Origin of the sequence: Desulfosarcina ovata subsp. ovata (assembly GCF_009689005.1) — a bacterium.
Lineage (GTDB): Bacteria > Desulfobacterota > Desulfobacteria > Desulfobacterales > Desulfosarcinaceae > Desulfosarcina > Desulfosarcina ovata.
On the sequence record NZ_AP021879.1, the window covers coordinates 6,193,228 to 6,206,531 of the forward strand.

Annotated in this window: 14 protein-coding genes; 3 read left to right on the plus strand and 11 right to left on the minus strand. The window is 57.5% G+C overall.

Going from position 1 to position 13,304, the window contains the following annotated elements:
• Positions 1–5 precede the first annotated feature (5 nt).
• The gene (locus GN112_RS27160) at positions 6–1,943 is read right to left on the minus strand and encodes a DUF294 nucleotidyltransferase-like domain-containing protein (protein WP_155313033.1); all 1,938 of its coding nucleotides are present in this window, start codon (positions 1,941–1,943) and stop codon (positions 6–8) included.
• 203 nt (positions 1,944–2,146) lie between these two features.
• Here GN112_RS27160 and GN112_RS27165 point away from each other — a divergent pair, with 203 nt between their 5' ends.
• Complete coding sequence (locus GN112_RS27165; RefSeq protein WP_162459139.1) at positions 2,147–2,887, plus strand: 16S rRNA (uracil(1498)-N(3))-methyltransferase; 741 nt, start codon at positions 2,147–2,149, stop codon at positions 2,885–2,887.
• Between the two features lie 10 nt (positions 2,888–2,897).
• Here the strand turns inward: GN112_RS27165 and GN112_RS27170 are convergent, their stop codons facing one another.
• The 7 genes from GN112_RS27170 to GN112_RS35445 form a co-directional block, all read right to left on the minus strand.
• A complete protein-coding gene (locus GN112_RS27170) occupies positions 2,898–3,809 on the minus strand; it encodes an RnfABCDGE type electron transport complex subunit B (RefSeq protein WP_155313035.1) in 912 nt (303 codons plus the stop codon).
• Complete coding sequence (locus GN112_RS27175; RefSeq protein ID WP_155313036.1) at positions 3,797–4,645, minus strand: electron transport complex protein RnfA; 849 nt, start codon at positions 4,643–4,645, stop codon at positions 3,797–3,799. Before GN112_RS27175 ends, GN112_RS27170 begins: the two co-directional genes overlap by 13 nt.
• A 15-nt stretch (positions 4,646–4,660) precedes the next feature.
• Complete coding sequence (gene rsxE / locus GN112_RS27180; RefSeq protein WP_155313037.1) at positions 4,661–5,281, minus strand: electron transport complex subunit RsxE; 621 nt, start codon at positions 5,279–5,281, stop codon at positions 4,661–4,663.
• Positions 5,274–5,957, minus strand: coding sequence for an RnfABCDGE type electron transport complex subunit G (locus GN112_RS27185; protein ID WP_155313038.1), 684 nt, complete (start codon positions 5,955–5,957; stop codon positions 5,274–5,276). Before GN112_RS27185 ends, rsxE begins: the two co-directional genes overlap by 8 nt.
• Positions 5,958–5,969: 12 nt before the next feature.
• Positions 5,970–6,947 (minus strand): RnfABCDGE type electron transport complex subunit D, encoded by a 978-nt coding sequence (locus GN112_RS27190; protein ID WP_231713962.1) that lies wholly within the window; start codon positions 6,945–6,947, stop codon positions 5,970–5,972.
• 42 nt (positions 6,948–6,989) lie between these two features.
• Positions 6,990–8,354 (minus strand): electron transport complex subunit RsxC, encoded by a 1,365-nt coding sequence (gene rsxC / locus GN112_RS27195; RefSeq protein WP_155313040.1) that lies wholly within the window; start codon positions 8,352–8,354, stop codon positions 6,990–6,992.
• A gap of 87 nt (positions 8,355–8,441) precedes the next feature.
• Complete coding sequence (locus tag GN112_RS35445; protein ID WP_414736153.1) at positions 8,442–8,525, minus strand: hypothetical protein; 84 nt, start codon at positions 8,523–8,525, stop codon at positions 8,442–8,444.
• A gap of 328 nt (positions 8,526–8,853) precedes the next feature.
• On the opposite strand from GN112_RS35445, the gene GN112_RS27200 reads away from it, so the two are divergent.
• The gene (locus GN112_RS27200) at positions 8,854–9,801 is read left to right on the plus strand and encodes a universal stress protein (protein WP_155313041.1); all 948 of its coding nucleotides are present in this window, start codon (positions 8,854–8,856) and stop codon (positions 9,799–9,801) included.
• A gap of 66 nt (positions 9,802–9,867) precedes the next feature.
• On the opposite strand, the gene GN112_RS27205 is transcribed toward GN112_RS27200, so the two are convergent.
• Entirely contained in the window at positions 9,868–11,544 is a 1,677-nt protein-coding gene (locus GN112_RS27205; RefSeq protein ID WP_155313042.1) for a HEAT repeat domain-containing protein, read from the minus strand.
• Positions 11,545–11,713: 169 nt separating this feature from the next.
• Positions 11,714–12,205: a rhodanese-like domain-containing protein gene (locus GN112_RS27210; RefSeq protein WP_155313043.1), complete on the minus strand. Its 492-nt coding sequence runs from the start codon at positions 12,203–12,205 to the stop codon at positions 11,714–11,716.
• Positions 12,206–12,439: 234 nt separating this feature from the next.
• Here GN112_RS27210 and GN112_RS27215 point away from each other — a divergent pair, with 234 nt between their 5' ends.
• The gene (locus GN112_RS27215) at positions 12,440–12,628 is read left to right on the plus strand and encodes a CooT family nickel-binding protein (protein ID WP_155313044.1); all 189 of its coding nucleotides are present in this window, start codon (positions 12,440–12,442) and stop codon (positions 12,626–12,628) included.
• Positions 12,629–12,720: 92 nt separating this feature from the next.
• On the opposite strand, the gene GN112_RS27220 is transcribed toward GN112_RS27215, so the two are convergent.
• Positions 12,721–13,293, minus strand: a complete 573-nt coding sequence (locus GN112_RS27220) for a cob(I)yrinic acid a,c-diamide adenosyltransferase (RefSeq protein ID WP_155313045.1) — start codon at positions 13,291–13,293, stop codon at positions 12,721–12,723.
• Positions 13,294–13,304 lie beyond the last annotated feature (11 nt).

Consider the following 13,304-nt stretch of genomic DNA (forward strand, 5'->3'; position numbering starts at 1 on the left):
GCCGGCTACCGGGTGCCCCAGATCTGGTAGCGCACGGCCAGCAGCTCCTGCAACTGGCTGATGATGGAGAAACTTTCCTTGAGCACTTTGCGCTCCATGGGATTGAGCAGGGCCGGGTTGACGAAGTTGTTCAGGGGCTGGCCCTGGGTCCTGTTGCGCAGGTGATGGCTGATGCGGATAAAGTTGATGTAATCGTAGGCGTCGTCAATGGCGGCGGCAAATTCGGCATCCAGACCATTTTTGCGGGTAACCGCCTTTAGGCGCGCCACGGTGTTGGTCTCCGCAATACCCAGCTCCAGGGCCATGACCCGCGCGGCATCCACCACCGGTGTCAGGCCGCGCAGCTTCAAATTGAGGCCGCGGCTGTGTTCGCCGGAGGTCTCCACCACGAACTGGCGCAGAAATCCGATGGGCGGCCGGTTGTACAGGGCGTTGCCGGCCAGTTCGCGGGCATAATGCCTCTTGCCGGCCGCCGTTTCGGTCAGCCACTGGCGCAGCCGCAGGGCGCCGTCGAATCCATCGGTAATGCTGCGGAAATCGAAAAAGACCGTGGCCAGGCGCATGCTTTCCGGCGTGGGCGTGTCGAGCCAGCCGCCAAACATCTCACGCCATTGCTCTAGGCTCAGGCACCACCTGGGGTTGCTGGCCATGACCCCGCCCTGGCAGCGGGGAATACCGAAACGGGCCAGGGCATCCACCACCTGTTCGGCCATGGCCAGAAACCAGCGCCGGACTTCAGGTTCGTCTTCCTGGCCAACATCCTGATAGAGCAGGGCGTTGTCCTGGTCCGAGTACAGGGTTTGTTCCCGGCGCCCTTCACTGCCCATGGCCAGCCAGCAGTAATCCGTCGGCGGCGGCCCCCAGGCGCTGTCGGCCATTTTTTTTTCGACCACGCGGATGAACTGGCGTGTAACGCGGTCGTTCAACTCGGCGATCAGGGCCACCATAGGCTTAACCGCGCCGCTGCGCTGCATGGCCATTTCCAGCACCCGGTCGATGTGGGCGCGTTTGCCGACCAGTTCATCGATACTGGTGGCATTGGAAATATCTCCTATCATTCCCACCGGCGATGTGCCTGCGGCCAGCTGAAAATCGTGCTCGCTGAGGATTCCCACGGCTTTCCGGTTTTCGGTGACGACCAGGTGGCTGATGGCGAAGCGGCTCATGTCCAGCAGGGCGTCGAAGGCAAAGGCGTGCGGTGCGACGCTGCGGATAGGAGCACTCATGATTGCCTCCACCGGTGTGCTCAGGTCGCGACCCTCGGCAATGATCTGGCTGCGCAGATCGGTATCGGTGAGAATTCCCAGCGGCAGTCCTTCGGCGTCCTGGACGACAATGGAGCCGACACCGCGTGTCTTCATGAAACGCGCTGCCTGCTGGACCGTCGTTTCCGGTCCGCAGGTCAGTGGCGCCGTGGACATCAGGTCGCTGACCCGTTTGCCGGTCATGAACTGATCGAACTGGATCTGGCTGTCACTGGTCAACAGACTGAGCTGTTCATCGGCGGATTTGCGAACGGCCCTGAAGTTGCGGGCCAGGGAGAAACCAAAGTAGCGTTTGAACGGCGCATGGGCGGCCAGCAGCCGGTCCACCGCCGCTTTGGGAACCAGCAGCGCAATCATGTCTTCTTGGGCGGTGATGTTGAACAGGGCGCTTTTTCCTTCCAGCAAACTCACCGCACCAAAGCTGTCACCCTCGCCTCGCAGGTCGACCAGCAGTTCATCGGCGGATTCATCGGTGATGGAGATCCGCGCACAGCCGGTCTGAACGATATAGAGATAGCCGCCGGCCGCTTCGTTCATGCGGATGATCGGTTGGCCGGCCGGGTAGAAGGCCACTTCGATGGTATTGGCCACCTGCTCGAGGGTGGCCTCGTCAAGGGTGTTGAACGGCACCACCGTTTTCAGAAAATCGATGATTCCGGGCAGAGGATAGGCGTTCATGGCGCTCCTGATAGCATTCAAGATAATGTTTTTGGGCGGCGTTATCGGTCGAAAGCGGTATGGGTGATACAGCTTCCTCCCTTAAGGCTTTGCCAAAAACATTATCTTGAATGCTATAACAAGCGGGATTCAAGATGGTAACCGGTATAGAACAATTGCCTTGACTTAACAGATGGTTTGGTGAAATCAAAAGAATTATGGCCTTGAGACGATTTTATATACCGCCAGAGATGGCTGGTGCCGTGCAGCCGGAAATCACCGGATCGGATGCCGCCCATATTTGCCGGGTGCTGCGGCTGGCATCCGGCGACACCGTGGAGCTGTTCGACGGCACCGGCAGGGGGTATACGGCCCGGATTGTCACATGCTCGCCCAAACGGGTTGCTGTGGCTATTGAGGAGAACTTTGCTATGCTGGCGGAGTCGCCCGTTCATATCACCCTGGCCCAGGGGGTGCTCAAGGATCGTAAGATGGATGCTCTGATCCGCCAGTTGACCGAACTGGGGATCGATACCTGGATGCCGTTTTATGCTGCTCGGTCGATCCCGGTGCCGGGAAGCAAGGGGCTTGGCCCACGCCTGGCACGCTGGGAGAAGATTGCCCTGGAGGCCGTGAAGCAGTGCCGACGCGGATGCCTTCCTCAAATTGCGCCGGTGGACGATTTTGACGCCGTGATCGCATCGTCGGCGTCGTTCGACCTGAAGATCATTTTCTGGGAGGAGACGCTTGGGGCTTTCCGGATTCCCGACACGGCGCCCCGGCAGCCGCATCAGATCCTGGTGGTGGTGGGGCCGGAAGGCGGGTTCAGTGCCGACGAAATCCAGCGCGCCCGAACGCATGGATTTCTCACCGCCGGATTGGGGACGCGCATCCTGCGCGCCGAGACCGCCACGCTGGCCGCCTGTACCCTGGTTCAGTATTGTTTCGGGGATATGGGAAGATAACGCCGGGTTTCTATCCGCGCCACTCCGTATCGTCCACGGTGGTCTTGAAGTCCGGCACGACCACATCGGGCAGTTCCTCGTCAGCCACCGCCTTGAGGTCCTTCTCGGTGGGTTTGCCCACGAAGACCAGCCGGTTGCGGGGGCATTTGTCAGCAGCTTTGAGGCAATCTTCCATATTCTCCGGATCGTAGCATTCGTAATCGATGGTCGAGAGGTTGTTTTTCAGGGCGAACATGTCGGAAATGCGTTCGCAGGCCTTGCAGCCCAGGCAGCCGACCTTGCAAACCGCTTTGACATCCTTGCCCGCATCCAGGTTGGAGCACTCCACCACCAGCATGCGTTCGCTCTTGAACGGTGCCATGGTGATGATGTTGCGCGGGCAAGCCTTGGCACACGCACCGCAGCCGACGCACTTTTCATAATCGACCCGCGCCAGGCCATCTTCCACATGAATGGCGTCGAAGGAGCATGCCCGCGTGCAGTCGCCAAATCCGAGGCAACCGTAGGTACATCCCTGGACGTCGGTCACCAGGTTGGCGGTTGCGCAGCGCTGCTCACCGATATAGGGGTTACGGCCCAGGCGATCTTCCAGGTGGGCGCCGCAGTGCACCACCGGGCGCCAAGGGAAGCTGGCCTCGGCATCCACGCCCATTACATCGGCCAGCGCCTTCATGACACTGTCCCCACCGACGGTACATTTGTTTACCGGGGCATTTTCCAAAACGATGGATTCGGCGTATTCACCGCACCCGACATAGCCGCAACCACCGCAGTTGGCGCCCGGCAGTACTTCGATGGCGGCATCGATACGCGGATCCACTTCCACATGAAAGGCCCGATTGGCCCAGCCCAAGACAAATGACAGCACGAGGGCCATGGCCAGCATGGTGGTGGCGGCCAGGCCGATAATTACCCAAGACATATTTCCCCCAGAATCGTGTTGATGGGTTGGTTAACCGGAACCGAAGCAGGCTGGCAGTCAGGCGCCCACGACAGAATCGTCTCTTTCTTGAGAACCGGAGAGGCATCGGATGTTTGTTCTTGCTCGATCGCGGCCGGCTTGGCGGTCATGGCCTTGCGCAGGCCGGAGTCCACACCGGTAAATCCCATGAAGGCCATGGCCAGGATACCGCCGACGACCAGGGCGATGGCGGCCCCGCGGAACGGCTTGGGAATATCGCACAGTTCCAGTTCCTCACGGATGCCGGCCATAATGACAATGGCGATGGTAAATCCGACACCGCCGAAGAAAGCCAAGGTCAGGGACCGGCCCAGATCCCAGCGGTCGGCCGGGTTCTCCGCACCGACCACATGGCTCATGATGGTCAGGCAGGCGAAGAGGATGGCGCAGTTGGTGGTGATCAATGGTAGAAAAACGCCGAAGGCCTTGTACAGTATGGGAAAGAATCGACGTACGTACATCTCGACAAACTGCACCGAAGCGCTGATGGCGAAGATGTAGACAATGTAGCTCAAAATGGTCAAATCGACTCCGGCGGCAGATTCGGCCGACATGAAGAGACTTGCTGCCATCCGGGTGAGCGGTGCCCCGGGCATCAGCACGAACGTGGTAATGCTCCAGGAAATGAATGCGGCAATGGTAATGACGAATGTCACGGCGGCCCCCATGCCAACGGCCATGCTGACCCGTCGGGAGACACCGATAAAGGGGCAGATACCCACAAAATAGTACAACACGAAGTTGTTGATCAGGGCCGCCCCCAGGGCGATGAGCAGGATATCGATTAGATAGTTCATGGTGTGGTCGGCTCCCTACGCTTCTTTGTTGGCGCTCTTGCGAGCGGTAAACCAGTTGACGCAACCCAACAGCAGGCCAAAGGTGAGAAATGCTCCGGGCGGCAGCACCATGATGACCCAGTCAGGCCATACTACCGGCAGCACCCGCATGCCGAACAGGCATCCGGTGCCGAGAATTTCTCGCACGGCGGCGATGCTGGAAAGCGCCAGACCGAACCCCAGACTCTGACCGATGGCGTCGGCGGCGGCAACAAAGGCCGACTGCTTGGATGCCACCACTTCACAACGACAGATAATGATACAGTTGACGATGATCAGCGGAATGTAGGGCCCGAGGGTTTTGCTCATCTGGTAGAGATAGGCGGCCAGGGCACGGTCGGCGATGGTCACGAACGTGGCAATGGTCAGGGTGAAGATGACGATGCGAAGGTGCGGTTTGAGCAGATCGCGGATCAGGCTGGTGATCACGTTGGCGCACAGGAGCACGAACGCGACGGCACCGGCCATGGTGAGCGCCGCCATGAGGCTGTTGGTTACGGCCAGGGTGGGACACATGCCCAGCAGTTGGCGATAGACCGGGTTCTCCGGCAGGATTCCTTGAATAAACCGTTCAGTGGCGGTGGGCTGATCAGCCATTGGCCTTCCCCCCTTTCCCCGTTTCGGCAGCGCCGCTGGTAAGCGGTTGGCGCAGGTCCGTGATGGCGGAATTGATCAATGTGGTGACGCTTTTCGAGGAAATCGTGGCGCCGGTGACGGCATCGATTTCACCGGGTTTGGTGGCCCCGGTTTTCACCACCACCAGGGGGGCGCTTGCCGGGGCGTTGATGAATTGGCCGCGCCACGCATCGGTAATGATCTTGTTGCCCAGACCGGGCGTTTCCTTCTGGTCGAGAACGAACAGACCCGTGATGGTCTTGAGATCCGCCGTGAGGCCGATCAAAAGCTCGATGTTATCGGCATAGCCCTGGCCCTTGGTCTTGATCACCCAGCCCTTGGGCGCCCCCTGATAACTGGCCTGGTAGACGCTGTAGAATTTCTCGCTGGTCGGTTTTTTTACGGCGATCTGTTTGGGCGTGATCTCAAGCGTTTGGTTTTCAGCGGCCATTTTCTGGGTCGCCTCGCGGCCAAGCACCAGTTCCGGCACTTTTTGAAGGGTTTCGTTCATTTTGTTCTGTTCGATGACCGGGCCAAGGGCCAGTTGCACGCCGGCCAGGGAGACACCGAACCCGATTGCCAGGAAGATCACCAGCCAGGCCTGGACCAGATAGTTGGCTTTCAGGCCGCCGGCGGGTTGTTTTTTTTCAGCATCCATTTTCCGCTACCTCTATTGCCCACCGAAAGGTGTGGGGATGGTCCACCGGTTAATCAAAGGGGTCAACGCATTCATGAACAGGACGGCAAACATGACGCCTTCCGGGTATCCGGAAAAAAGCCGCAGCACCATGATCAAAAGGCCCGTACCCAAACCGAAGATGAATTTTCCCTTGGGGGTCAAGGGGCTGGTCACCGGGTCGGTGGCAATGAAAAAGGCCCCGAAGAGAACCGATCCGCCAAGCAGATGATGCAGTGTCGTCCAACCGTCGGCCGGGCCCATCAAATCGGCCAAACCGCCGATGGCCGCCACGGCCAAAAGCAGGCCGGCCGGGATTTCCCACGATGCGGTACGCCGGATGATCAGGTAGAGACCTCCCAGAATACAGGCAATCGCACTGGTTTCCCCCAAGCTGCCGTTAGTGGTTCCGTAGAACAGATGGGCGATGGGGGTGACCACGCCGTTCATCTTGTAGGCATTCATGGGCGTGGCCTGGCTGATGGCATCGATGGCGCTGGTGGCGCTCTCATATCCGGATGCGGCCAGGGCGCCGGCAAAAGAGATCATGACGAACGCCCTCCCCACCATGGCCGGATTGAACAGGTTCATGCCCAATCCACCGAAGATGATCTTGCCGATGCCGATGGCCACGAACGAGGCGATGAAGCCGACATACCATGGCGCCGTGCCGGGCAGGGACATGGCCAGGATGATGGCCGTAACGACAGCCGAGAAATCCTTGACAGTCTCCTTGCGGCCGCGCATGCCGGAGAAGATGAGTTCAGCAAGCAGACATCCCATCAGGCAGACAATCAGCTGATAGAGGGCGTAGTCGCGGAATATATATAAGGACATGCCCACCACAGGTGCCAAGGCGATCAACACATCCACCATCATCCGGCGGGTGCTCGCAGCGGCTTGCACCAGATGGGGTGAGGGGGATACGTGGATAACCGGAGTTGTCGATCCGCTAGTATCGTTGATATTCACGTCACTTTCCTGCATTTTGGTTATTTCTCCGTGCTTCCGTGGTCATTTCCGATCCATCGCCGCTATGCGCGCCTTCCCCGACCGGATCAGCTGGACCAGGGGGATATGGGCCGGACAGGTATAGGCACAGCTGCCGCATTCGAAGCAGGCCATGATGTTGTATCGAAGGGACAGGGCGATGTCCTGGTATCTGGCCGCCATGGCGATTTTGGTGGGTACCAGACGCATCGGACAAACATCCACGCATTTGCCGCAACGGACGCAATGGGTCTCTTCGCCGGCCCTGACCTCTTCACGGGACATGACGGTCAGGCCGCTGGTTCCCTTAGTCACCGGGGTGTCGGGGTTGGTGAAGGCGAATCCCATCATGGGGCCGCCGGCCACCAGCCGGGCCGCGCTGGATTTCAGGCCGCCGCAGAAGTCGATCAATTCACCGAAGGAGACGCCAATGGGGGCCAGGACGTTGCGGGGATTGGCGATGCCGCCGCCGGTCACGCTGATCACGCGGTGGGTCAACGGTTTTTTGTGGATCACGGCGCGGGCCACGGCCGCCATGGTGCCCACATTGCTGACGGCTACGCCCACATCCGAAGGCAGACCGCCCAAGGGCACCTGCCGTTTGATGACGGACTGAATCAGGTGCTTCTCACTTCCCTGGGGGTATTTGGTCTTGAGTACGGCGATTTCGATGCCCGTGCCGGCAGCCACTCTTTTCAGCGTCTCCACGGCCGCCATTTTGTTGTCTTCCACACCGATGGCGATTCGCCCGGCCCCCAGGGATCGTGCCGCTAACAGCGCGCCGGTGATGATCGGTTCCGGTGCTTCCATCATCAGCCGATAGTCGGACGTCAGATACGGCTCGCATTCACATCCATTGACGATCAGAGTGTGGACCGGCTTTTTGTCGTTGGGCATGATTTTGACGTGGGTGGGAAAGGCCGCCCCGCCCATGCCGACGAGACCGGCGGCGCTGATATCCTGGCTGATCTGGGCTGGATCATAGGCATCCAAACCCGTTGTCGGCCACTCGCCGCCAAAAATTTCGTCCCAAAGATCCTGGTCGGTGGGGATATCGCCTTCGGCCTTGATGGGCATGGTGTCCATGTGCCGGCCATTGGCCAGGGTGACGCGTATGGGCCGCTGGACGACGCCGGGGATCGAGGCGTGCAGGGTCGTTGATACAAAACCTTTGCCCTTGCCGATCAACTCTCCCCAGGCGACTTTTTTGCGGGGTTTTACCAAGGGCTCACAGGGGCCGCCGATGTTCTGGTGCAGGGAAAGCACTACCGTGTCCGGAGTAGGCATCACCCGTATGGCAGCATCCTTGGATATGGATTTGCGCTCCGGTGGATGGATGCCATGGGAGAAAGTGCCGTTCCCCTCGTAACCTTCGAGTTTCAGTGCCATGTTTCCGCCATGAATTTCATTCTTTTTGTTTGTTTGTGGGATTTTTTTCTGCGTTTTTCCTGTACCCTAAAATAAAAAAATTTCCCGCTAGGAAATCTTGGTACAATACGACTCGTTGAAGCCGAATGGAAAGACACCAAAGCTTATCTTCCCTTTTTCTGAAAAAGTCAAGCGTCAAGTTACAATATAGCTATTATTGGATGGTTTATGTGTTATTTTCCGCGACCATTGGATGCCGCATATCCAATTCCATGTCATCGGGGTCGCCTGCCTCGATGCCATTTGGCAAAAGAGATTCAGCCTAAGGGATGCGACCGCCGACCTGCGAATTTGTCTTCAGATGCTGAAACCACCTAAGAGAATTTGAGATGATTAATCTGTATTTTCCACGTGCCGTGCATCTCCTTTGTTGACGGAAGCTGTCCTGCGGGATAGTATATGAATCATACAGCTTGTTCTCTTCCGTTAGCGTCAAGACTCTTAACAAAGGAGAAATGCCGTGCAGGAAACCGCTCCCCCCAACAAAATTCTCATCGCGGTTGATGGTAGTGAGCAGTCGTTAAACGCCATCAATTATGCAGCGAACCTTTTTCCGACGGATCGAACCCATTTCGTCCTCTTCAACGTTCAGACGCAGCTGTTCGACCTTTTTTCCGATTTGGGTGCCTATCCCCACTTCAAACGTAGCATGACCGGCCTGAAGCGCTGGACCACCGAGCAGAAATCGGAAATCTGCGAAACGCTGGACAACATTGTTGCCCACTTTCGCAGCAAGGGATTCCCAGAGGAGGCCATTTCCACCATGACCCCCACAAAGATGCTGGGGGTGGCCCAGGATATCGTCAAGGAATCCTATAACGGTTATGAGGCCATCATCGTCGGAAGGACCGGCACCAGCCGGTTCAAGGATTGGGTGCTCAAGAGCACGGCCATGAAACTGGTGGCCAAAGTCAAGCATATTCCAATTATCGTGGTGGGTGGGCATCCGGATGCAAAGAACATGCTTGTCGCCTTCAATGGCAGCCATGAGGCCATGAAAGGGGTGGCGTATGCGGGCTCTCTTGTCGGCCGTTCGGACCACCGGCTGCAATTGTACAGCATGATCAATGCGGAAAAGAAATTCTGGGAGGGCAGTTCACCGGTTTACATCCCTGCCGATTTTAATGGGCCCATTGACACCGGATCGTTTGAACTCGGACAGCAACTGGGTGAAGCGCGACAACGGCTGGTGGACGCGGGATTGGCCCCGGAGCAGATTTCTGCAAAGATTTCCGTCGTCGATCGAGAGCGAGGCTATCGCATCGTCGAGGAGGCCAGGGGAAACGATTACGGTAGTGTTGTCATCAGTCGTCGTGAGTTGATCACCTTCATTGACGAATATTTTATCGGCCGGGTCAGTGACAAAGTGCTGAAGCTGGCCGATGAATTGGCGCTCTGGATCATTTAAGGCGATTTCAAGCCTGTTTTCTTCGCCCCATTGATGATTCCAATGGGGCGGCCTGAACATCGATTCTCAACCGACGGCCTTGTGGTCATCTTTCTTCTCGGTTTTTGGCGGGATGATCCCCAGCGCGTTCAACGCATTCCCCAAGTTCTCTGCCGTAAAGGGTTTGTGCAAGATTTTATTGACGCCGGCCTCGGTCGCGGCATCGTTGTCCTGGGTTTCGTTTTGCGTGGTGACCATGATGATCGGTAGATCTGTTTTGTCGTAATGCCGACGCACTTCCCGGATGAGCTCGATGCCGTTAATTTCCGGCATGTTCAGATCGGTGAAAATCACATCCGGTTTGTCCATGGTTACGGCTTTCACGGCCTCGGCGGGAAATTCAAACAGTCGGGGCGCGCAGCCCAGGCTGTGCAGTGCGCCGCGATAGATGTTCAGGATCATTTTTGAATCGTCAACGGCAAAGACCGTCAATGCCGCTGAGGGTGTGTTTCCATTGGTATCACCGATCCGGGCAACCAGTGCATCATGGCCGTTTTTGCGCATCAGGTCCACAAAACGACTGCGTACGTCCGGATGAACCGTGGTGCCCAGAAAGTCCAGTGCGCAGGCCTGAAACGATTTTTCTTCCAGAAGATCCAGAAAAATAGCGTCACAACCGCCATTGAGTACCGCTTCGGTCACCTGACGGGTTTCGATGCCTCCCGAACGGACCATGTTTTTCAATCCGGCGGCCAGCATCGTGTTATAGTTCCGGTCGATGGCCGCCGCCGCCGCCGCGCGGACATTTTGGACCGGGTCGGCCAGGCCCTGAGCCAGGGCAAAGGCACCTTTTTCCACGGGCAGCATTCCCAGGGCCTCATAGGCGGCGAAGCGGACATTGGCATTTTTCGGTTCATTGTGCAGCAGCTTACGGATCGGTACAATGGCGCTTTCGTCGCCGATTTCCCCCAGCACATTGAGGGTATGGATAAGCAGGTCCGGATCATCGTGCAGCAGGTTGCCGATCAGGCTGGGCACGGCTTTGCCACCCATTTCTCTGAGCCGTTGTTTGGTGGCATTGCGCAGGTGGGCATAATGGGATGAGAGCACTTCGTTGAGGCGGTCGATGGCCGCCGGACTCTGATCCGTGGCAAATACGTCGAGGATCATGATGTCCAGGTCCGGGTCGGCACCCAGCTTTTCGGAAAGGCGCTGAAATGCCGTGGGACTGGCCAACTGGCCCAGGGCATAAATGGCGGCGATGGTCAATTCCAGACTGCCGGAATAGAGATATTCGGAGATGGCGGTGGTGGCGGCGGTCTCGCCGATCATTCCCAATGCCATGACCACCGCTTTGATAACGACTTCATCGCCGTCTTCATTGAGAATTCCCATCAATTGGGAAGCGGCTCCCTCAAGACGCATTTCTCCGGCCACCTCCACCAGCACCACACGGTCTTCACGGCGTGATTCCCGCGTCAGCATGGAAAGCAGCATTTGCGGGTGGTAGAGTGCCTTGGCGTACAGGATCTCGCGCAGCTGGGGATAGGTTCGGGCCAGGTTGCGGTACTCGGCAATCAGACTCACGATCAGGGGGATGGCAAACTGGTCATCCGCCCGGTTGAGTTCGAACAGGGCCAGTTTGCGGATACTGTCATCCACGGACTCGATTTTGGATAGAACCAATTTGGCCTTGATCATATCCTTTTCGCGGATATCGAAACGCAGCTCCTCGATAAAATCCTTGGCGTTGACCTGTGTCATTCCCCATTATCCTTTCTGAATCTGTTGGGTTCCCTGTCAGTTCAGGAGGTGACCGACGGACGGGGAAACCATCCATCCAATGATTTTCCAATAATGCCATTATCGTCGTTTGGGGGAGATACTTGATCAGAACTGTGCCACCGTTATGCCGGTGTGGGACAAATCATATCTATTCCACCGGAAACCCGCTTTCCCGCCAGCGTGTCCAGCCATTTTTCAAGTAAAAGACATGATCGAATCCGTTGAAAAAGAGAAGATCCGCAAGCTCCGGCGCGAGATGGCAGTGCTCGCCGTCACAATAGGTGATGATCACAGTCGCCGGATCGGTGGTGGCAAGGAAGTCCGGCAGCCAGCGGTCCTGATCGGCAAACACCAGATTGCGCGCACCACGGATATGCCCGGCGTCAAAATCCACATCCTGCCGGGCATCGACAAAAATAGCCGCATTCGCATCGAACAGCCGCTTCGTCTCATCAAGAGCAATTTCAGAGAAACCGGATGGCATGGCCGGCTGGGCAGCGTGATCGGCGTCCTCGCTACCGGTCCGGACGGCCACCGGGATTCCGATTTTATCCGGCCGGATGGCATACACCGCAATGGCGACCACCACGGCAGCCAGAACGATCACCAATGCCTCTTTGGCAGCGTGTTTGATTATCATATTGACCCATCCCACCGGATTCTGCAGAACCCGTGCTTTTTTATCATGCCACGGACACCGGATGGCTTGATTTCACTTTAATCATCACCATTTTATTTCTAACCACTCCGCCGAAGCGAGTATTGCATTTGATCGCCATTTTGTCCACAATGCACCCGATTCCAATGGTCCGTCAGAAACAACCATCCGCTTTGTCAGCCAACGGCGCAGAGCATAACCGGCAGGGAGACCCTTATGTGTGATGTCAATGTTTTCATAATGAAAAACGGCGCGGAAGAGAAAATCATGGAGAATGTGGATCTGATCGAAGAGGTGGCCGACGGGATGCACCTGGTCAACATTTTCGGGGAGGAGCAAACCCTGAAGGCCAAAATGGTCCAATACAACAACAGTGAGAAACGGATGGTCTTCCAGCCCCTGTAAGCGGTGCGCCATCCCTCCATCCGACAGCAACTCGCCGTGGGCGCAGATCAATCATAGGTCTCGACAAAGAGCCGTTAAACGGTCTGGATGCATTACGCCTTCCACAGCGTGTCCGCGCACCCATGCAGGTGATTGCAATAGCGGGCGACCAAGAAGAGATAATCGGAAAGCCGATTGAGGAACACCAGGATCTGCTGCATGGTTCCGGTGAGACCGGCATCTTCGCCTTCCCCCTCGACGAGGTCGAGGACCCGCCGCTCGGTGCGCCGGCAGACGGTGCGGGCCACATGGGCCAGTGCGGCGGAAAGATGCCCGCCGGGCAGGATGAACTGTTTCAGTTCGGGAAGTTCGTCGCTGATTCGGTCGATGGCCGCCTCAAGCTGTTTGGCCGGTTTGTCGTCAAAGGGTTTCAGAAATCGGGCCGAGGCCGCGCCCGGTGTGGTGGCCAGCCAGGCGCCGGCGTCCAGAAGCAGACCCTGCACCCCCTGCAGCTCATCCTTGACGGGTTGGTGTTCCTGACCGATGGCGGCGACCACGGAACCGATCACCGAATTGAGTTCGTCCAGGTCACCATAGGCAACGATACGGGGATTGTTTTTCAGGACCCGCTCGCCGCTGAAAAGGCTGGTCTTTCCCCGATCGCCGGTAGTGGTATAAATTTTCATGGTTTTTCCCT

Coding starts and splice junctions, on each gene's coding strand:
- GN112_RS27210 (WP_155313043.1), bottom strand. CDS start 12,205: ATGATAATCAAACACGCTGCCAAAGAGGCATTGGTGATCGTTCTGGCT.
- GN112_RS27215 (WP_155313044.1), top strand. CDS start 12,440: ATGTGTGATGTCAATGTTTTCATAATGAAAAACGGCGCGGAAGAGAAA.
- GN112_RS27160 (WP_155313033.1), bottom strand. CDS start 1,943: ATGAACGCCTATCCTCTGCCCGGAATCATCGATTTTCTGAAAACGGTG.
- GN112_RS27175 (WP_155313036.1), bottom strand. CDS start 4,645: ATGAACTATCTAATCGATATCCTGCTCATCGCCCTGGGGGCGGCCCTG.
- rsxE (WP_155313037.1), bottom strand. CDS start 5,281: ATGGCTGATCAGCCCACCGCCACTGAACGGTTTATTCAAGGAATCCTG.
- rsxC (WP_155313040.1), bottom strand. CDS start 8,354: ATGGCACTGAAACTCGAAGGTTACGAGGGGAACGGCACTTTCTCCCAT.
- GN112_RS27205 (WP_155313042.1), bottom strand. CDS start 11,544: ATGACACAGGTCAACGCCAAGGATTTTATCGAGGAGCTGCGTTTCGAT.
- GN112_RS27170 (WP_155313035.1), bottom strand. CDS start 3,809: ATGTCTTGGGTAATTATCGGCCTGGCCGCCACCACCATGCTGGCCATG.
- GN112_RS27185 (WP_155313038.1), bottom strand. CDS start 5,957: ATGGATGCTGAAAAAAAACAACCCGCCGGCGGCCTGAAAGCCAACTAT.
- GN112_RS27220 (WP_155313045.1), bottom strand. CDS start 13,293: ATGAAAATTTATACCACTACCGGCGATCGGGGAAAGACCAGCCTTTTC.